Origin of the sequence: Paenarthrobacter nicotinovorans (genome assembly GCF_007670255.1) — a bacterium.
In the GTDB taxonomy this organism is placed as follows: domain Bacteria; phylum Actinomycetota; class Actinomycetes; order Actinomycetales; family Micrococcaceae; genus Arthrobacter; species Arthrobacter nicotinovorans_B.
The window spans coordinates 104,703-122,255 of sequence record NZ_SZVS01000012.1 but is presented as its reverse complement, the minus strand read 5'-3'; the positions used below and the strand labels follow the sequence as shown (position 1 = coordinate 122,255).

General features: G+C 62.4%; 21 protein-coding genes. 11 read left to right on the top strand and 10 right to left on the bottom strand.

The genetic code is table 11. The annotated features are described in order from the left end of the window. Nucleotides 1–27: 27 nt before the first annotated feature. From FDP28_RS17120 to FDP28_RS17090, 7 genes are all read right to left on the bottom strand, one after another. Nucleotides 28–489, bottom strand: coding sequence for a peptidoglycan-binding domain-containing protein (locus FDP28_RS17120; protein ID WP_144662797.1), 462 nt, complete (start codon nt 487–489; stop codon nt 28–30). 92 nt (nt 490–581) lie between these two features. Continuing rightward, entirely contained in the window at nt 582–1,313 is a 732-nt protein-coding gene (locus FDP28_RS17115) for a DUF72 domain-containing protein (protein WP_144662795.1), read from the bottom strand. A 30-nt stretch (nt 1,314–1,343) separates the two neighbouring features. Then, nucleotides 1,344–1,574, bottom strand: coding sequence for a hypothetical protein (locus FDP28_RS17110; RefSeq protein WP_144662793.1), 231 nt, complete (start codon nt 1,572–1,574; stop codon nt 1,344–1,346). A gap of 102 nt (nt 1,575–1,676) precedes the next feature. Continuing rightward, on the bottom strand, nt 1,677–2,183 hold the full coding sequence (locus FDP28_RS17105; protein ID WP_260842511.1) for a type II toxin-antitoxin system HipA family toxin: 507 nt from the start codon (nt 2,181–2,183) through the stop codon (nt 1,677–1,679). After that, a complete protein-coding gene (locus FDP28_RS20995) occupies nt 2,071–2,607 on the bottom strand; it encodes a HipA N-terminal domain-containing protein (RefSeq protein WP_397321063.1) in 537 nt (178 codons plus the stop codon). Before FDP28_RS20995 ends, FDP28_RS17105 begins: the two co-directional genes overlap by 113 nt. 41 nt (nt 2,608–2,648) lie before the next feature. Further along, complete coding sequence (locus tag FDP28_RS17095; protein ID WP_144662787.1) at nt 2,649–2,951, bottom strand: helix-turn-helix domain-containing protein; 303 nt, start codon at nt 2,949–2,951, stop codon at nt 2,649–2,651. 94 nt (nt 2,952–3,045) lie between these two features. Further along, complete coding sequence (locus FDP28_RS17090; protein WP_144662785.1) at nt 3,046–3,504, bottom strand: MarR family winged helix-turn-helix transcriptional regulator; 459 nt, start codon at nt 3,502–3,504, stop codon at nt 3,046–3,048. Between the two features lie 139 nt (nt 3,505–3,643). Between FDP28_RS17090 and FDP28_RS17085 the strand changes: the two genes are divergently transcribed. The 11 genes from FDP28_RS17085 (at nt 3,644) to FDP28_RS17035 (ending at nt 13,707) form a co-directional block, all read left to right on the top strand. Continuing rightward, nucleotides 3,644–4,582 (top strand): SDR family NAD(P)-dependent oxidoreductase, encoded by a 939-nt coding sequence (locus FDP28_RS17085; RefSeq protein WP_144662783.1) that lies wholly within the window; start codon nt 3,644–3,646, stop codon nt 4,580–4,582. A 2-nt stretch (nt 4,583–4,584) separates the two neighbouring features. Then, entirely contained in the window at nt 4,585–5,475 is an 891-nt protein-coding gene (locus tag FDP28_RS17080; protein ID WP_144662781.1) for an amidohydrolase family protein, read from the top strand. A gap of 1 nt (nt 5,476) precedes the next feature. Further along, on the top strand, nt 5,477–6,706 hold the full coding sequence (locus FDP28_RS17075) for an acyl-CoA dehydrogenase family protein (RefSeq protein WP_144662779.1): 1,230 nt from the start codon (nt 5,477–5,479) through the stop codon (nt 6,704–6,706). 36 nt (nt 6,707–6,742) lie between these two features. After that, nucleotides 6,743–7,198 carry a MaoC family dehydratase gene (locus tag FDP28_RS17070; RefSeq protein ID WP_039239911.1) on the top strand — a complete coding sequence of 152 codons (456 nt, stop codon included), beginning with the start codon at nt 6,743–6,745 and terminating at the stop codon, nt 7,196–7,198. Nucleotides 7,199–7,288: 90 nt separating this feature from the next. Continuing rightward, nucleotides 7,289–8,614, top strand: coding sequence for an MFS transporter (locus tag FDP28_RS17065; RefSeq protein ID WP_144662777.1), 1,326 nt, complete (start codon nt 7,289–7,291; stop codon nt 8,612–8,614). 9 nt (nt 8,615–8,623) lie between these two features. Then, a complete protein-coding gene (gene menE, locus FDP28_RS17060; RefSeq protein WP_144662775.1) occupies nt 8,624–10,174 on the top strand; it encodes an o-succinylbenzoate--CoA ligase in 1,551 nt (516 codons plus the stop codon). Nucleotides 10,175–10,423: 249 nt separating this feature from the next. Beyond that, a complete protein-coding gene (locus FDP28_RS17055; protein ID WP_144662773.1) occupies nt 10,424–10,915 on the top strand; it encodes a DUF805 domain-containing protein in 492 nt (163 codons plus the stop codon). Nucleotides 10,916–11,039: 124 nt separating this feature from the next. Beyond that, nucleotides 11,040–12,239: an L-2-hydroxyglutarate oxidase gene (lhgO, locus tag FDP28_RS17050; protein WP_144662771.1), complete on the top strand. Its 1,200-nt coding sequence runs from the start codon at nt 11,040–11,042 to the stop codon at nt 12,237–12,239. Between the two features lie 70 nt (nt 12,240–12,309). Further along, nucleotides 12,310–12,516 carry a hypothetical protein gene (locus FDP28_RS17045; protein WP_144662769.1) on the top strand — a complete coding sequence of 69 codons (207 nt, stop codon included), beginning with the start codon at nt 12,310–12,312 and terminating at the stop codon, nt 12,514–12,516. A 126-nt stretch (nt 12,517–12,642) separates the two neighbouring features. Next, nucleotides 12,643–12,945, top strand: coding sequence for a DUF4193 domain-containing protein (locus tag FDP28_RS17040; RefSeq protein WP_144662767.1), 303 nt, complete (start codon nt 12,643–12,645; stop codon nt 12,943–12,945). 216 nt (nt 12,946–13,161) lie between these two features. Continuing rightward, nucleotides 13,162–13,707 carry an AMIN-like domain-containing (lipo)protein gene (locus FDP28_RS17035; protein ID WP_144662765.1) on the top strand — a complete coding sequence of 182 codons (546 nt, stop codon included), beginning with the start codon at nt 13,162–13,164 and terminating at the stop codon, nt 13,705–13,707. A 107-nt stretch (nt 13,708–13,814) separates the two neighbouring features. Here FDP28_RS17035 and FDP28_RS17030 read toward each other — a convergent pair whose 3' ends face one another. From FDP28_RS17030 to FDP28_RS17020, 3 genes are read right to left on the bottom strand one after another with little or no spacing between them, the layout of a single operon-like run. Then, entirely contained in the window at nt 13,815–15,365 is a 1,551-nt protein-coding gene (locus FDP28_RS17030) for an APC family permease (protein ID WP_144662763.1), read from the bottom strand. Between the two features lie 12 nt (nt 15,366–15,377). Then, nucleotides 15,378–16,403, bottom strand: a complete 1,026-nt coding sequence (locus tag FDP28_RS17025; RefSeq protein ID WP_144662761.1) for an agmatine deiminase family protein — start codon at nt 16,401–16,403, stop codon at nt 15,378–15,380. Beyond that, a complete protein-coding gene (locus tag FDP28_RS17020) occupies nt 16,400–17,428 on the bottom strand; it encodes a nitrilase-related carbon-nitrogen hydrolase (RefSeq protein WP_144662759.1) in 1,029 nt (342 codons plus the stop codon). Before FDP28_RS17020 ends, FDP28_RS17025 begins: the two co-directional genes overlap by 4 nt. Nucleotides 17,429–17,553 lie beyond the last annotated feature (125 nt).

Genomic DNA, 17,553 nt, shown 5'->3' with positions numbered 1-17,553 from the left:
GGTGGCGAAGCTCCGGGCGGGAGAGGGTTAGTAGCGGGAGATGTTGTAGTAACCCCCTCCGGTGCCTACAGGTACCTCTACGATGCACCCGGCGCCGTAAGCCGCATACCAGGCATCGCGCCCGTACATGGAGTAGGAGCCCGCATAGCGGCATAGCTGGTACCACGTATTGTTGCCGACGATGCCATCGGCGGTGATGCCTGTATACCTTTGAAAGCGGGTGACGTTGGTGTCAGTGTTGTAGCCGAAGGAATTGTCCACGGCGAGCTGGTAACCGCCGTAGGCGCCGCCTCGGACTGACGCGATTCCGTTGAGGGATCTCTGGATCAGGCCCACACAACTGGAATATCCTCCGTATCGGTAGACGTATGCGGTGCATCCTTGATGCGTGACCCCGGAGGCTTGGGCCGGCCCGGCGCTCAATAACCCCGCCGCGAGCACTGCGGAAATCCCTGCCACAGTGGCTATGGCCTTCTTCAACCTTCTCATGACTTACTCCTCGACGAATAAAACAAATGAGTGGAATAATTGCAGGGCCATTGTCAGGCCTGAATGCCCCTTGGTGCAAACTAGTGGTTGCGTCAGTTGACCCCAAGCAGCCACCGCAGAGTGTCAGCGTTTCGCACGGCGTTACCACCGCCGTCGTTGTTGAAGTAGACGTAAACATCCTTGCCGGAGCCGCTCCACTCGCGGATCCTGTCCGCCCACCACCTCAAATCGTCCTCTGAGTAGGAGCCCCCGTAGAGGTGCTGGTGGTCCGGGCCGTGCATGCGGATGTAGACGAACGGGGCGGTGGCGCGGAGGATGCATGGCAGGTTGGCGCCGCTCATGATGCAGTAGGCGGCCTGGTGGCGTTCCAGGAGCGCGTACACATCGGGGTGGTCCCAGCTGTCGTGGCGGAACTCGACGGCGACGCGGATCCAATGGGGAAGGGCGGCCAGGAAGTAGTCGAGCCGGGCATCATCGCGGGCAAAATCAGGCGGCAACTGCGCCAGCAGGACGGCCCTTTTGTCACCGAGTTCGTGCCAGCATCGCTCGATGCGTTCCACCCATACCTCGGGGCTGTACAGCTTCTTGGCGTGCGTCAGTCCGCGCGGCGCTTTGACGGACATGGCGAATCCCGCCGGCAGCCTTTCCCGCCAACCTGCGAAGGTGGTGTCGCGGGGCCAGCGGTAGAAACTGGCATTCAGCTCGACTGTGTTAAATCGTGCTGTGTAGTGGGACAGGCGCTTGGCAGCGGGAAGGCCCGGCGGATAGAGCACGTTCTCCCAGTGGTCGTAACTCCAGCCCGATGTGCCGATGTGGATGCCCATGGTGAGGATGTACCCCTTCTGGGCAGCTTCTTAACGCGGCGTTCCGTTGAGGGTAGTCCTCGCCATCAGCGCGCGGAGGTCATCGGCAACCTTTGCTACTTCCCGCTGACGTGCGCTGCGGGGCGTCCTTGTCCCGTGGGTTGACGACCGTGGCGCCTGCGTGGCGGCGCGGGAGGGGCGGTGGATCTGGGGATCACGCACGGGCTGGACGTCAACAGTGACGGTGCCTTGCAAGGGATCGTGGAAGAGAGGGAAGCTCATGATCCCTGATCCTGACACAACCCGACGAGCGCCGAAATGGACAATCGCATCCCGACTTCGGGAGTGGCTGTGCAACTGTCCATGAACGGCGCGGGAGTTCGGTCAGGTCCTTGGAAGCCTGCCGAACAGTGGCGTGAACAAGTCGATCTCGACCGTAGGGATGCGGCAGGCATCTGCGGCGTCCTGCCATTTGGCCACGGAACGGTGGATGGCGTCCAAGATCTCATCCCGCTTATCCACGTCGACAAAGTATTCAGAGACGCCTAGCGGTGCCCGCATGGCTTCGTCACGCTTGGTGGCGCCATCGATGGATGTGGCGCGTTCGCCATTGACGTCCGGATTTGGATTGACATCGAAGGCCGGGGCGAGGCGCCACCCGTTGCGGCCCCGGAGAAAACCGTGATTGCGCAGATGGTCATCAGTGTTGTTCACGACGACGTTGAACGCGATCCTTCGAAACAGCTGTTCGCGGTCAGCATCGGGATTCTCCGAATTCTCATCGATGACATCCAAAAGATCCAGATAATCGCCGTGGCCGCCGTCCTGCTCCGAAAGCATGGTCATGGCGGAGACATAACCGATCCGTTGCCCGCCGTTGCGATCGGCCAAGATTGTCGGGATCCACCTCGACGTCATCAGCGGCTTGCCGGAGTTCCGGCAGTTGAACGAGTTTGGGCACGTCCGTTCCCTCACTCAGATGTGGTTCGTCCCCAATCCGAAATTGCAGGGCGCCTTGCCGCGTCAGGTCCGACACACCCAGCAGAAAGTCCCTGTCAGTTAAGGTGCGCGGGCTCTTGCCAAGCTGACGCGATTCGGCCTGGAGTCTTTTGGTCACTATGTGTCGGCCCCAAAGGTCAGGGGATGCATCCGCGAATGCCCCCGGAAGTCCCCTGACTGAGTGGCTGCCCCGTTTAATTGGGAGGGCTGGATCAATGGCGTAGGAATCCGGTCGGCCGAGGAAGTCCGCGTCGTAATTGAAGCTGGTGGTTGTGACGCCCCGTCGCGCGGCTATAAAGGCATGGCCAACATGCACACTGCCTTGAGGTGTTTGGATGTCGACGTTGACGGGTTCTGTCACCGACGCACCCGCTCCGGGAGTTCCTGATCAGCCCGGGCTCGGCCAAAGTCTGTTTCATACGGATCGAATGCGGTATTCAACTGCTCGCTGAGGCCCAGCACGCGGGCGACATCCAGGAAAGCCTCAAGGCCCACGCCCAAGTCTCCGTGCTCGATTTTGCGGAGGGTGTTTCGGCTAATGCCTGCCCGGTCCGCCACCTGCTCAGCCGTGAGGCCGAGCAATTTGCGCCACGTCAACAGCTGCCCGCCGATCGTGCCTGCCGTGCGTCGCGTCCTGTTTGAGGTGCGCTTGGTGGTCATGGGCCAAGATATCTCCTAATGGTCAAGAAGGCGACCACTAAAGAACTTAATGCGCTTAATTATGAGCATTAAAATCGCACAGCACCATTCCAACCTACCCCCACAGCGCCTTCTTCAACAGCGCCCTCAGTTGAGCGTTCTCTTCCTCGTTCAGCGCAGCGAGCTGTGTTTGCTCGCACACCTCAAGCGCAGCCCGCGCCTTGTTATGGATCCGCCGGCCCTCGGAGGTGGAGACGATGATCTTCGCGCGCCGGTCCTGCTTGCCCTGCGCCCTTTTAACCAGGCCGCGGTGCTCAAGATCATCCACCAGGCTGACCACCTGGCTGGGGTCGAGGCTGAGGAAATCGGCAAGCTCCCGCTGGGTCGGCTCCAGTCCACTGCAGGCCAGCGTCAGGACCGAGAAGGACCTCTCGCGGAGCCCGTAGTCCGCCAGTGCCTTGTTATTCAGGAGGGACCCGGTGGCGTGCAGCTTGGCGAGCAGCAGCCCCACATCGCTGCCGATTTTGGCCTCGGCCAGGCGCGGGGTTTCCACTTCGGTGCTTTGCAGGCCCATGACAACTCCAATAGTAATGAAAAACAATCGTTGACTTTCTCAATGATCCGTATTCTCATTGATCATGACAAGGATCTCACGCCGCAGTGGGATCGGCCCCACCGGCTTCGGCCGGTTACTGCATGCGAAGGAGCACGCCATGAGCTTGAACGGCAAGGTTGCAATCGTCACTGGAAGTGGTCAGGGCCTTGGACTCGCCTACGCGAGGGAGCTCGCCCGCCAGGGTGCCGCCGTCGTTATCAACGACGTGAACGCAGAGACCGCGGCGGAAGCGGTCGCCCAGATCGAGGCCGAGGGCGGCAAAGCCACCGCGGTGGTGGTCCCCGTAGGTTCAACGGACGCTGCGAAGGCGCTGGTAGCAGGCGCTGTTGAGACGCTCGGCCGCTTGGACATCCTGGTGACAAACGCGGGCATCCTCCGCGACAAGAGCCTGCTGAAGATGACCGACGAGGACTTCGACCTGGTCATCAACGTCCATTTGAAGGGCACGTTCACCTGCGTCCGTGAGGCCTTCTCCTACTTCAAGGAAAACAACATCCCGGGTCGGATCATCACCATCGGCTCGCCGACCGGCCAACGCGGGAACTTCGGACAGAGCAATTACGCCGCGGCAAAAGCCGGAATCGTCGGCATGGTCCGCACCTGGGCACTGGAAATGAAGCGCGCCGGCGTCACGGTCAACTCCGTCATCCCCGTGGCCGCCACCGCCATGACCAAAACCGTCCCGTACTTCCAGAAGGCCGTTGAGGCCGACGAACGAGGCGATGCCATGCCGCGCTTCTTCCGTCACGACCTCGGTTTTGGAACGGCCGACGACGTCGCCGGGCTGATTGCGTTCCTCGCCTCTGACTCAGCGTCCGATATCACCGGCCAGGCGATCGGCGCCGGAGGTGACCGGCTTCAGGTGTGGACGCATCCGACGCCGGCAACCACCGAATACCGCGAGGGCGGCTGGAGCTACGAGGCCCTGCAGGAGAGCGCTGGTGAACTGTTCAGCAAGGAAACTCTGCAGAGCTACGGCGAGGAATTCCTGCCGCTGCCCGAGGAACTCCAGCCCGAACCGGCACAGGCCCGCTGACCATGACTACCCGCTATGAACCCGGTCTCGATGTCGCAAAGCTGGACGCGATCGACATGCACGTCCATCTTGAAGTGGACAGCTGCGGCCACGGCTCGCTTCCGGAAGCGCTGACGGAGGCCTCTGCCAAGTACTTCAAGTCCGAGGACAGGACACCGTCGCTGGACAGGATCGCCGAGGTCTACCGCGAACTGAACATGGCCGCCGTCGTCTTCACCGTTGACGCGCGCACCCAGCTGAAGCACGAACCGAACAGCATCCCGGAACTGATCCAGGGTGCGGCGAGGAACAACGATGTCCTGATTCCCTTCGGCAGCGTCGACCCGCGAACAGGGGAGGACGCGATCGCCGGCGCGAAGCAGCAGGCGGTTGAACTCGGCGCCCGGGGGTTCAAGTTCCACCCCTCACTGCAAGGGTTTGATCCTTCCAACGAGCAGTTCTACCCGCTGTGGGAGACGCTCCAGGAGCTCGGTTTGCCGTGCGTTTTCCACACCGGCCAAAACGGTATGGGTGCAGGGCTCCCGGGCGGCTACGGCATCAAGCTCGCCTACTCCAATCCGCTGTTGCTGGATGCTGTCGCCGCTGACTTTCCCGGCCTGCAGATCATCATGGCCCACCCCTCGGTGCCGTGGCAGGACGAGGCGAACTCGATCGCAACCCACAAATCCAACGTCTTCATCGACCTCTCCGGTTGGTCGCCCAAGTACTTCCCGGAGTCGCTGGTCCGCCTGTCCAACAACGTGCTGCAGGACAAGGTTCTGTTCGGCACGGACTTTCCCCTGATCACGCCGCAGAAATGGTTGGGGGCGTTCGCGGACCTGCAGTTGAATGACGAGGTCCGGCCGAAGATCCTCAAGGACAACGCCGTCCGCCTGCTGGGTTTGGGTGGCTGAGATGACCACAAGCACGACGACGGAAGCCGGCGTGGGTGCCCGGCTTTACCCGGTGCCGGATTGGTACGACGCCGAAGCGCTCCTGGGCCCTGACGAGCGCGCTGTGCTGGCCAGGCTGCGGGATTTCCTGGACACCGAAGCCAAGCCGCTCCTGGCCGATTACTGGGAACGCGGGGAATTCCCGGAGCAACTGGCGGGGCCGTTGATCGACCTAAACCTGATGGAACCGTTTGACGCTCCCGCCCGCGGGATTTATCACGGTTTCCGGATCTTCGAGCTCGCCCGCACCGATGCTTCCCTTGCCACGTGGTACACCGCACAGGCAGGCCTGTTCCGGACGGCAATCCGGGTGGGCGCCTCGGAGGAACAGCAGCGCGAATGGATGCCCGGCGTAATCGACTTTTCGCTCAAGGGCGTGTTCTCGCTGACCGAACCTGAGCACGGCTCCGACATCGCCGGCGGATTGGCCACGACCGCAAGGTTTGAGGGGAATCCCGACGGCGGCACTGGCCCCGGCAGCGGAACGTGGATCCTGGAGGGAGCGAAACGGTGGATTGGCGGCGCCTCCACGGCGGATGTGCTGTGTGTTTTCGCCCGGGACGTCGCCGATGGCCAAGTCAAAGGCTTCCTTGTGGACCGCAACGCGCCTGGAGTCATTGTGGAGAAGATCCACGGCAAGGCCTCGCTGCGGATGATGCAGAACGCCCACATCACTTTGGCCGGTGTCCGGGTTCCCGAGTCGATGCGCCTGCACAACGTGGACTCATTCAAGGACGTTGCAGCCATGCTGCGCGCCATGCGCTCGGATGTCGCCTGGATCGCCACGGGCATCCAGGCCGGGGCTTTCGAAGCGGCTTTGGCCTACGTGAAGGAACGCCAACAATTTGGCCGAACGCTCGCTTCCTTTCAACTGGTGCAGGAGAAACTGGCCCGGATGCTCGGTAATCTCACCGCCTCCCTGTCCCTGGTGGTCAGGCTGAACGAGCAACAATCCCAGGGCAGCTACCGGGACCAGGATTCCGCGCTGGCAAAAATGCAGACAAGTCTCATGATGCGCGAAACCGTCGCCTTGGCCCGCGAAGTCGTGGGCGGCAACGGCATCACGCTCGCTGCCGACGTCGCGCGTTTCCATGCCGACGCCGAAGCCGTCTATTCGTACGAAGGCACCCACGAAATCAATGCGCTGATCGTCGGACGCGCCCTCACGGGCGAAAGTGCTTTCACCCACTGAACCACGCTCATACAACACAACAACCAGGAGGCAAAGATGCCCAATCTCGTCGTCGATTTCGACACCCTGCTCACCATGTCCGGCAAGGACCTGGGCACCACCGACTACCGGGAAATCACCCAACAGCAAATCAACCTGTTCGCCGACGCCACGGACGATCAGCAGTGGATCCACGTTGATCCCGAACGTGCCAAGGACGGCCCCTTCGGCGCCCCGATCGCGCACGGTTTTCTCACGCTGTCCTTGATCATCCCGTTCTGGGGTGAATTGTTCGACGTCGATGGCGTCACCACGAAGGTCAATTACGGGCTCGATAAAGTCCGCTTCACTTCCCCGGTCAAGGTGGGTTCAAAGGTCCGCATGCAGGGAAGCATCGCCGAGGTTACCGAGGTCAAGGGCGGTGCCCAGATCAAGGTCAACGCCACCATCGAAATCGAAGGGCAGGAGCGTCCCGCCGTCGTCGCCGAATTCCTGGCCCGCTTCTACAAGTAAGCCGGATCTGTAAGTAAGCGGCTTCTGTAAGTAACCAGCCTCTGTAAGTAACCCTCCACAACACAGTCCCTCCTCTTCCAAGGAACAGCCATGTCAGGACACACTGCACTCGCACCGTCGAGCACGGCCGCCAAGCGTAAAGAAGCGCGTACGGTCATCATGTCCAGCTATCTGGGCAGCACCATCGAGTTCTACGACTTCCTGTTGTACGCGACGGCGGCAGCAGTTGCCTTCCCCAAGGTGTTCTTCGCCGGAACGGACGAGTGGGTGGGGGTAGTAGCGGCTTATGCAACGTTCGCCGCGGGCTACGTCGCACGGCCACTGGGTGGCATTATCTTCGGCCATTTCGGTGACCGGATTGGCCGCAAGGGCATGTTGATCGTCTCCATGGCCATGATGGGCATCGCCTCCACCTTGATCGGCCTGATCCCGGGATCCAGCGTGATCGGTCCGTGGGGAGCGGTGCTTCTGGTGATCCTGCGGGTTTTCCAGGGCATCGCCGTCGGCGGTGAATGGGGCGGCGCTGCGCTGATGGCCCTGGAACACTCCGATCCGAAGCGGCGCGGCTTCGCGGCGTCCTTTGTGAACGCGGGTGCGCCGACGGGCGCTGTCCTGGGCACCGTGGTGATGGGTATCTTCTCGGCCCTTCCGCAGGACGCCTTCCTGGCCTGGGGGTGGCGGGTGCCGTTCCTGCTTTCCTTTGTCCTGCTGATCGTTGGCATGTTCGTGAGGCTGCGGGTTTCCGAAAGCCCGATCTTCGCCGAGGCTGTGGCCAAGGAAAGCGCGTTGGGAACCAAGCGCAAGGTCCCCCTTGTGGAAGTGCTGAAGCGTCCCAAAGCACTGGTCATGATCATGTTTGCCGGAGCCGCCGGATTTGGCCTCCAAGTGGTGCTTCCCACGTTCTCGGTCACCTATGCAGTGTCCAAAGGCGCTCCCCAGCAGGGCGTGCTCTATGCCTTCGCCGGTGCTTCGGCCATCTCCATCCTCTTTGTCCTGTTGGGCGGGCGCTTGTCCGATCGTTTCGGCCGCCGCCCGGTCATGGTCACTGGCCTGGCCCTGTTCATCCTGTACCTGTTCCCCATGTTTGGAATGCTCAGCTCAGGCAGTATCGCCTTGATCTTCCTGGCCTTCACCGTTGCACTCATCCTGCATTCCTCGCTCTACGGTCCACTTGCGGCGTTCGTCTCCGAGCAGTTCGGCACTACCAACCGTTACACCGGTGCGGCTGTGGGCTACCAGCTGGCGACGTTGATCGGCGCAGGCTTCACCCCGGGCATCGTTGCGGGCCTGTACAAGGATGCAGGCCAGAGCATCGTCCCCGTGGTGATCTTCCTGGCCGGTATGTCGCTGGTGTCAATTGTCTTCATCCTGCTGACGCGGGAGTCTAAGAACAACGACCTTTCCACGGTCAGTTAGGAGTACCACATGGACAACAACGGAGTTGGATCCTGGTTGCACCGCCGCCGCAACAAGTCCGGAAACCAGACAGCGCTCATCCATGGCGAGCGGAAACTGAGTTACCTCGAACTCGCCAACCGGACCGATCGCCTGGCCAACGCTCTCCGGGACAGGGGAGTGGCCAAGGGCGACCGCGTGGCCTACCTCGGCGAAAACCACCCGTCTTTCGTGGAAACCTTCTTTGCCTGCGGGCTGCTCGGGGCGATTTTCGTTCCGCTCAATACCCGCCTGGCTGCCCCGGAGCTGCAGTTTCAGCTCCAGGATTGCGGCGCACGTGTCCTGGTCAACGCTGAAGCCCTGGACGTGGTGGCTTCGGCATCAGTGGCGGACACAGTGGTAACCCACCGTCTTGTGGTGGCGTCCGACGACGGCCCTGAAAGTGGCGGTGCCACGCTGCCATCCGGCGTCGAACAGTACGGGGAGGTGATTGAAGGCGCCGACGCTGCACCGCTGGATGAAGCGGTGACCCTGGACGACGGCGCCATGATCCTCTACACCTCTGGGACCACAGGCAAGCCGAAGGGTGCGCTGCTGACCCACGGCAACATCACATGGAACTGCATCAACACCGTGGTGGACATGGACCTGGGCCGCAATGACGTAGCGCTCATGATTTCGCCGCTCTTCCACGTGGCATCCCTGGACATGGGGCTCCTGCCGATGCTGCTCAAAGGTGCCACGGTGATCCTTGAGTCCAAGTTCGACCCCGCACGCGTCCTGGAGCTCGTGGGCCGGCACAAAGTCACCACCCTCAGCGGCGTCCCCACCACCTTCCAGATGCTCTGCGATCATCCGGAGTGGTCGACGGCGGACCTCAGCTCCCTGGACAAGCTCACCTGCGGTGGGTCCGCCGTTCCGCAGCGAGTACTGGACGCCTATGAAGAACGCGGGATTGGATTTACGGCGTGTTACGGCATGACCGAAACGGCTCCGGGCGCCACCATGCTGCCAGTCTCCGCCTCCAAGGAGAAGGCCGGCTCGGCGGGATTGGCCCACTTCTTCACGGATGTGCGAATCGTCGACCCCTTCGGCGGGGTCGTGGGGGCCGGCCAGGTAGGCGAAATCCAGATCTCCGGCCCCAACGTCATCAAGGAATACTGGAACCGGCCCGAGGCCACAGCGGAAAGCTATGCCGACTCGACCTGGTTCCGGTCAGGTGACATGGGCTCGCTGGACGAGCAAGGCTTTCTGTTCGTCTCTGACCGGCTCAAGGACATGATCATCTCCGGCGGGGAGAACATTTATCCCGCAGAGGTCGAAGCTGCCATTGCAGAGCTGCAGGCCGTGGGGAGTGTAGCCGTCATCGGGGTGAGCGACGAGAAATGGGGAGAAGTGCCCCGTGCCGTCGTCACGCTGCGTGAAGGGACTTCCTTGACGGAGGAGCAGCTGCGCTCGCATCTGGAAGGGAAGCTTGCCCGGTACAAGATTCCCAAGTCCGTTGTGTTCGTCGAGGAGATGCCCCGGACCGCCAGCGGGAAGATCCGTAAGACCGACCTCCGCAAGCAGTACGCCCAGTAACCCTCCCGACGCTCTCTCACATCCCACCCGCTTGGGCCGAACGCCCGCTCACATCCCACCCGTTTGGCGCCAACCCTCGCTCAAATGTGGTCGGTTTGTGGGCGGCGTCACGTGCGAAACAATCCGTCAATGGGCTAAATCCGGGTTAACTTTGTCCATCGAACTGCCTAAATAGCTTCCGGGGCATTACGATTGGGCACGACTCGTCTCTGAGTACGTATTGTCACAACGAAACCGGGGGATATACCAATGAGCTACCCGCAACAACCGCAACAGACCCAGCCCTACGGCACCCAGGCGGGCGAACCGCCGCTGTGGGCTCCCTACTATGGCGCCCCGATCGGCGCAGCCATCCAGCGTTTCTTCAAGAAGTACGCCGCCTTCAGTGGCCGGGCCAGCCGCAGTGAATACTGGTGGGTTGCCCTGGCACTGGGTATCGTCGGCCTCGTCCTGCAGATCCTGACCGGCATTTTGGGCAGTGCAGGCGCGACCGTTTCCGCCAATGGAACTGCAGTTCCCGGCCCGGGTGCCACGGTGGGCTTCATCCTGCTGGGTGTTTTCTACCTGGCTGTCCTGATTCCGTCCATCGCGCTGCTGGTACGTCGTCTGCACGACGGCAACTTCAGCGGCTGGCTTGCCCTGCTGGGACTCATCCCGTTCGTGGGCGGCCTCGCCATCCTGGTCTTCGCACTCCTGCCGTCCAACACGGCCGGCCAGCGCTTTGACCAGCCGACGGCCTAGCGCGTCACGCAGTAAATAAAAGGGGCGGCACACACTGTGCCGCCCCTTTTGCATGCCCGGCCAGCCCTGGTCGTGAAATGCTGTCATTGACGCGGACCGACCCCAACGATGAGGAGCGCCAGTCATGGGAACGATCAAACGATGCGCCGTGGTGGGTGGCGGAATCATCGGTGTCGCGGTTGCGCGGGAACTTGCCAACAAGCTCGACGGCGCGCAGGTCACCATCTTCGAAAAAGAGGACCGTCTGGCCGCACACCAAACCGGCCACAATTCAGGGGTGGTCCACGCCGGCCTGTACTACGAACCCGGCGGGCTGAAGGCACGGTTGTGCCGCAGGGGAGTGGAGCTGCTGCAGGAATTCTGCGCCGAAAAGGCCCTGCCCTACGAGGCCTGCGGGAAGCTGGTCATCGCGCAGACAGCCGGGGAGCAGCAGCGCCTGAACGCCATCTTCGCGCGTGCCACGGCCAATGGGGTCCCGGGAGTGCGGATGTTGAACGGTGACCAAATACGCGAGGTGGAGCCGAACGCCGACGGGCTTTCTGCCTTGCACTCGCCGGAAACGGCGATCGTGGATTACCCGGCCATCACCAAAGCGCTCGCAGACGACGTGCGCGCCTCGGGCGGGACCATCCGGCTCGGGCAGGAAGTCACGGCGCTGGAACAGCAAGCGGAGGGGGTGGTGGTTCGAACGCAAGACGGCAGCGAACTTTTTGACCTCGTGGTGGCCTGCGCCGGCCTGCAATCGGACCGCCTGGCCGAAGCGACTGGTGAGCCGGCTACCCCGAAAATCGTGCCCTTCTTTGGGCAGTACTTTCTCCTGGGCCACGAAGCCCGCCAACAGGTGAAGGGCCTGATCTATCCGGTACCGGACCCCAGGCATCCCTTCCTCGGAGTCCACCTCACTAAACGGATCGACGGCGAAATGATGCTGGGCCCGAATGCGTTCATCTCCTTCGGCCGTGAATCCTACGGTTGGAAGGACGTCCGGTTCCGCGACGTGCTGGATTACGCGCTCTTCCCCGGCTTTTGGAATTTCGCCCGGCAAAACGTGCCCTCGGCTGTGCGGGAATTCCAGACCGTCGTGAACAAAAGGAAGTTCATCCGCGAGGCCATGCGCTTTGTGCCGTCGCTTGAGGGCGCCACCGTTCTCCCCGGAACCCGGGGCGTGCGCGCCCAGGCGATGAATGGTGACGGATCGTTGGTGGACGACTTTGTGATCGCACGACGCCGGGACACCGTCTTGGTGCGGAACGCACCGTCGCCCGGGGCTACTTCGTCCATGGCGATCGCGGAGTACATCGTGGAACAGGCGCTTGTCGGCTGAGGGACCCCAATTAACAAACCTGTGACCACCCGGAAACGGGGTCCACATCCCGCGTGGATAGCTTTGGCCCATGATCACTTCACTGGCAACCCGCATCGGCCAAGCCTTCGGGCGCTGGATTGAGGCAGCCTATGTCTTGGACTGTCGGGCGCCTGAAGAGGAAGAATCGCTTGGCACGGCCCCGGATTGGACCTGGTTGCCCGCCCTGAGTGGCGTCACCGTGGCAGGTGCCCAGGCCATCCAATCCCACGCAGGGAGGCCGCCAAAAGCCTTGTAGGAACCGCATCGGAAGCTGCGTTGTGTTGCGTTGAGCACACTATTCGTTATTGCCGGGTAGTATGCCCTAAACTCCTTCACTGAGGTGCCGGAATGGGCACTATGCAGCAACGAAAGCGAACCCTCAATGGCTACTGATTACGACGCTCCGCGCAAGACCGAAGAAGAGTCTCCCGCTGAATCGCTTGAGGCTTTGCAGGCGTCACGCGGCGGCGCTGCCCAGACCGCTGTTATCGATGTTGAGGATGTCGATACTGCCGAAGGAATCGACCTTCCCGGCGCCGATCTTTCGGGCGAGGAACTGACCGTCGTCGTGGTTCCGGAACAGTCCGATGAATTCACTTGTGGCTCCTGTTTCCTTGTCCGGCACCGCTCCCAGATTGCCCTGGAAAAGAACGGCCTTAAGTTCTGCAAGGACTGTGAAGGCTGAATAACGCGCTGATCACGTTATCTTCGATCACGAAAACGTGGCAGATGGCAAGTGATTGAGCCCGTATTGGGTGCCCGACGGAGCCTTTGATATTCCTCCTGTGACCAGCTGGCCGTCCCCTTAACGGTTATGCGCCGAAGCGGCCACAACCAGTCCAATGGACTGAATCCGCTCCTACAGTTGAAGTATCAACTTCGCCTGAAGGGGGCACAAAAAATGAGGAAAATTGGAGCGGGTTTGGCGGCTGTGCTGACAGCTGCCGGGCTCGGTCTGGCAGTGCCGGGGCCAGCCTCGGCCGCACCGTATTGCGGAATCACCTGGGGCTCGCTGGCCAAAGCTGATCCGGATATGAGTTCAGGCAATGTCACAGCTGTGCGTACTGGACAGCAGCCGTGTTTTGACCGTCTGGTGATCGATGTGAGTGGCAAAGTGGCCGGATACTCCGTGCAGTACGTTCCGGTGGTGACACAGGATCCCTCCGGCTTCCCTATCCCGGTCCTTGGCGATGCGGACCTCCAAGTGATGGTCACGGCACCTTCCCATGATCAGCAGGGCAACCCCACGTACCTGCCGGCAGCCAAGGCGGAGCTTTCCAACGTCTCCGGCTATCAGACGTTCCGCCAAGTGGTCTATGCGGGCAGTTTCGAGGGCACGACGAGCATCGGGCTGGGTGTCCGGGCCAGGCTTCCGTTCCGGGTCTTCGCCTTGGACGGACCCGACGGCGGTTCGCGGCTTGTGGTGGACGTCGCCCATCACTGGTAAGCCCGCAACCTCGTAAAACGCCGAGATAGCGGGAAAGCTGCCAGCTCGCACGGAAGTTTCCGGCGAACTGGCAGCTTTCCAGCGTTTTCGGCGTTACACAGGCGGGGCTACTCGGGAACCACCAGCGCCGGAGTGTCCTTCCGGATGGTTTCGCCGCGGAAGAAGCCGGGCCGCATGCGGGCCTGGATCAGCATGACCACGGCACCCAGGGCCAGGATCCCGATGCCCAGGATGAACACGAGCCCTACCCCGAAGATCTCCGATCCACTGCCGAACTCCGGATCCCAGCTGTCCATGGCGGTCTGGAGGAACACGACGAACAGTCCCACGCCACCCAGTACCGGGCAGAGCAGCCGCAGGAAGAAGTTGCGTGCACTGCTGAACACGCTGTTGCGGAAGTACCAGGCGCAAGCGATGGCCGTGAGCCCGTAGTAGAAGCAGATCATCAGGCCCAGGGCCAGGATGGTGTCGTTCAGGACGTTCTCGCTGATCACGTGCATCACCGCGTAGAAGCCCGCGGACAGGACGCCGGCCGCGATGGTGGCGAAGCCCGGCGTCGAGAACTTCTTGCTCATGTGGCTGAAGCGCTCCGGCAGGGCGCCGTAGTGCGCCATGGCAAGCAGGCTCCGCGAGGGCGAGGTGAACGTGGACTGCAGGGATGCTGCCGAGCTGGAGAGCACTGCCAATGACATGAGGATCGCGAACGGCCCCATGACCGGCGATGCGAGTGCCGTGAAGACGTTGGCGTGGTTCTCAGGGTTGTTCAGGCCGATTCCGGTATCGCCGACGCCGGCAAACATCATGGTGGCGATGGTCACCAGCAGGTAGATGCCGAGGACGATGACGGCGGTGAGGGTACCGGCAGCACCCGCGGTCTTCTTGCCGTTGGCGGTTTCCTCGTTCACGGTGAGGCAGACATCCCAGCCCCAGTAGACGAAGATCGACAACGAGATTCCGGCCGCGATCTGACCGAACGTCTCAACCTTGGTGACATCGAACCAGTCCCAACTGAACGGAACGGCAGTCTCGGATGTGGACCAGTTGGCGAACGCCATGGCAACAAAGAGTCCCAGGACCAGCAACTGGAAACCTACCAGCCCGTACTGGACGATCTTGGTGGTGTGCAGGCCGCGGTAGCTGATCCAGACGGCGAGGGCCACAAAGACGAAACAGGTGGCGACGTTCAGGAGCTTGTTCGAAGCGAGGTCGGCCAGCTCGGGGGAGCCGGTGGCCTGCGCCAGGAACAGGTAGAAGAAGTCCACGGCGACGCCGGCCAGGTTGGACAGGACGATGATGTTGGCGGCGAGCAGCCCCCAGCCGCCCATCCAGCCAACCCAGGGGCCGAAGGCTTTGGTGACCCAGGTGAACGTCGTGCCGCTGTCCGGGGAGTCTGCGTTGAGCTCCCTGTAGGCCAGTGATACCAGGATCATCGGAATGAACCCGATCAGGAAGATCACGGGCAACTGCAGCCCGACTTCATTCACGGTTGGGCCGAGTGCACCGGTGAGGGTGTACGCCGGGGCGATGGTTGAAATGCCAAGAACGACGACGGCGAGGAGCCCCAACTGCCCCGTCTTCAGTCCCTTGCCGCTGATGTCGTGCGAGTCTGCAGCGGCGTTGGTGCTTGTGGAAGCACCGTTGCGGATTGTCTGGCTCATGAAGGGCCCTTTCTAGATGGCCGAAGGCTGCTGCTGCGTGATGCAGTGGATGCCGCCGCCCCGGGCGAAGAGTTCGCGCGCGTCAACACTGACCACGCGGCGTCCGGGGTAGGCATCGGCGAGAATGCGGAGCGCTTTCTCGTCCATGGGGTCATTGAAACTGCAGGCGATGACCCCGCCATTGACGACGAGGTGGTTGATGTAGCTGTAGTCCACGAACCCTTCCTCGTCGGTGAGGGTTTCCGGTGCCGGAACTTCGATGATGTTCCATTCCCGGCCTGCTGCGTCATGGGTGGTGCGCAGGAAGTCGATGATTTCCCGGGAGACTTTGTAATCCGGGTGTTCGGGGTTCTGCTGGGAGTGGACCAGCAAGGTTCCGGGCGAAGGAATGGCAGCCACGATGTCCACATGGCCGCGGGTGCCGAACTTCTCCGAGTCACGCGTCAGGCCCCTCGGGAGCCACACCACATGGGTGGCGCCGATGGTGCGGGCCAGTTCCTCTTCGATGTCGGCCTTGGTGAGACCGGGATTGCGGCCCTCGTCCAGCTGGACGGTTTCGGTCACCAGGACAGTGCCTTCGCCATCCACTTGGATGCCACCGCCCTCGTTCACGATTCCCGAAGGAAGGTGTTGGGCGCCGGCGCGTCCCGTGACATTGGCGGCGATGAGGGAGTCCTTGTCCCAGGCAGCCCAGTCCTGGGCACCCCAGCCGTTGAAGATCCAATCCACGGCGCCGAGCTGCTTGTTGGCATCCAGCACGAACGAGGGCCCAATGTCCCGCATCCAGGCATCGTTGAGCTCTGCGGTAAGTACCTCAACGCGAGGGTCGAGGTAGCGCGCGGCGGTTTCGGCGTCGTCGGGCGCTACAACCATGGTGACCGGCTCGAACTCCAGGATGGCGTTCGCGACGGCGGCCCAGGTGGAGCGGGCGGCGTGGGCCTCTTCCTCGGTGTCGCCCAGCGTGTAGCCGCCTGTGGGGAAGGCCATCCAGACACGGTCCTGGGGTGCCGTCTCCGACGGCATGCGCCAGGCGCTCATGCGGAAACTGCCTGGGGCTGTTGGCTTGCGGAGCTCGCGCCGAGCGGAGCGTCCGGGTTGACCGGTTCCGTGAGGCGGCCGTAGGTTTCCGGACGGCGGGTCGCCAGGAACGGGAAGAGCGTCAGCCAGTCCTTTCGCTGGTCGAGGTCCAGGTCTGCCACCAGGACGGCGGACTCGTCACGGGGCGCCTGGACGAGGATGCGGCCGTACGGGTCGGAGATGAAGGAGGATCCGTAGAAGTTCAGGGTGCCCTCGTTGCCGTAGCGGTTGGGTGCGATCATGAATAGGCCGTTGGCGATGCCGTTGCCTACAATGACCTGCTGCCACAGCGGCTGGGTGTCGAAGTCGGGGTGGTCCGGCTCGGAGCCGATGGCCGTGGGGTAGACCAGGATTTCCGCGCCGCCCAGCGAGTACAGGCGGGCAAGCTCCGGGAACCACTCGTCCCAGCAGGTGGGCATGCCAAGGCGTGCGCCGCCCAGTTCGGCTGGGGCGTGCACTGCGTAGGCGTCCTCGGCGTCCGGTCCCTTACGGAAGAACTTGTCTTCGTAGTAGCCGGCTGTCACGGGGATGTGCAGCTTGTGGGTACGGGCAACCAGCTCTCCGGCGGGGGAAACCAGGATGGCCGTGTTCAGTCCGAGGCCGTCGTCGGTGCCATCCGGGTTCTCCGCACGCTGGTACAGGGAGGCGTGGACCGAGACGCCGAACTTGCGGGCTGCTTCTGCGGCGAAGGTGAACGTGGGGCCGGTCAGGAGGTCCTCGGTAATGTCCGAAGGGCGGATACCTGCCGCCGGGTTGTTCTCCGGCTTGGTGTCGGCGGGGTAGCGGGAGAGCGTCAGCTCAGGCAGGAAAACAACAGTGGCTCCCAGCTTGGCCGCGCGTTCGATGCCTTCGGAGAGTTCTGCGCGGAGTGCGGCTTCGTCGGCATGCCAGCGGTGCTGGACGACGCCGACGCGCAGCGGCGTCCGCGTGGAGGGCGCTGTGCGGGCCAGGGAAGTGGGGGCTTCGAGGCAGGTAATTTCAATCATGGGGGCATGTACTCCGGTGAGACGACAGTCACTAAATGAATAGCGTTCATTTAGTATGGCGCGTGTCACGCTGGAGCGCAAGAGGCAAATGAACGGTGCTCATTTATGACGGCCGGTGGGATGTC

Bases quoted from the DNA above. Each gene is read 5' to 3' on its own strand.
- FDP28_RS17120 (WP_144662797.1), bottom strand. From the start codon at position 489: ATGAGAAGGTTGAAGAAGGCCATAGCCACTGTGGCAGGGATTTCCGCA.
- FDP28_RS17115 (WP_144662795.1), bottom strand. From the start codon at position 1,313: ATGGGCATCCACATCGGCACATCGGGCTGGAGTTACGACCACTGGGAG.
- FDP28_RS17110 (WP_144662793.1), bottom strand. From the start codon at position 1,574: ATGAGCTTCCCTCTCTTCCACGATCCCTTGCAAGGCACCGTCACTGTT.
- FDP28_RS17095 (WP_144662787.1), bottom strand. From the start codon at position 2,951: ATGACCACCAAGCGCACCTCAAACAGGACGCGACGCACGGCAGGCACG.
- FDP28_RS17090 (WP_144662785.1), bottom strand. From the start codon at position 3,504: ATGGGCCTGCAAAGCACCGAAGTGGAAACCCCGCGCCTGGCCGAGGCC.
- FDP28_RS17085 (WP_144662783.1), top strand. From the start codon at position 3,644: ATGAGCTTGAACGGCAAGGTTGCAATCGTCACTGGAAGTGGTCAGGGC.
- FDP28_RS17080 (WP_144662781.1), top strand. From the start codon at position 4,585: ATGACTACCCGCTATGAACCCGGTCTCGATGTCGCAAAGCTGGACGCG.
- FDP28_RS17075 (WP_144662779.1), top strand. From the start codon at position 5,477: ATGACCACAAGCACGACGACGGAAGCCGGCGTGGGTGCCCGGCTTTAC.
- FDP28_RS17070 (WP_039239911.1), top strand. From the start codon at position 6,743: ATGCCCAATCTCGTCGTCGATTTCGACACCCTGCTCACCATGTCCGGC.
- FDP28_RS17065 (WP_144662777.1), top strand. From the start codon at position 7,289: ATGTCAGGACACACTGCACTCGCACCGTCGAGCACGGCCGCCAAGCGT.
- menE (WP_144662775.1), top strand. From the start codon at position 8,624: ATGGACAACAACGGAGTTGGATCCTGGTTGCACCGCCGCCGCAACAAG.
- FDP28_RS17055 (WP_144662773.1), top strand. From the start codon at position 10,424: ATGAGCTACCCGCAACAACCGCAACAGACCCAGCCCTACGGCACCCAG.
- lhgO (WP_144662771.1), top strand. From the start codon at position 11,040: ATGGGAACGATCAAACGATGCGCCGTGGTGGGTGGCGGAATCATCGGT.
- FDP28_RS17045 (WP_144662769.1), top strand. From the start codon at position 12,310: ATGATCACTTCACTGGCAACCCGCATCGGCCAAGCCTTCGGGCGCTGG.
- FDP28_RS17040 (WP_144662767.1), top strand. From the start codon at position 12,643: ATGGCTACTGATTACGACGCTCCGCGCAAGACCGAAGAAGAGTCTCCC.
- FDP28_RS17035 (WP_144662765.1), top strand. From the start codon at position 13,162: ATGAGGAAAATTGGAGCGGGTTTGGCGGCTGTGCTGACAGCTGCCGGG.
- FDP28_RS17030 (WP_144662763.1), bottom strand. From the start codon at position 15,365: ATGAGCCAGACAATCCGCAACGGTGCTTCCACAAGCACCAACGCCGCT.
- FDP28_RS17025 (WP_144662761.1), bottom strand. From the start codon at position 16,403: ATGAGCGCCTGGCGCATGCCGTCGGAGACGGCACCCCAGGACCGTGTC.
- FDP28_RS17020 (WP_144662759.1), bottom strand. From the start codon at position 17,428: ATGATTGAAATTACCTGCCTCGAAGCCCCCACTTCCCTGGCCCGCACA.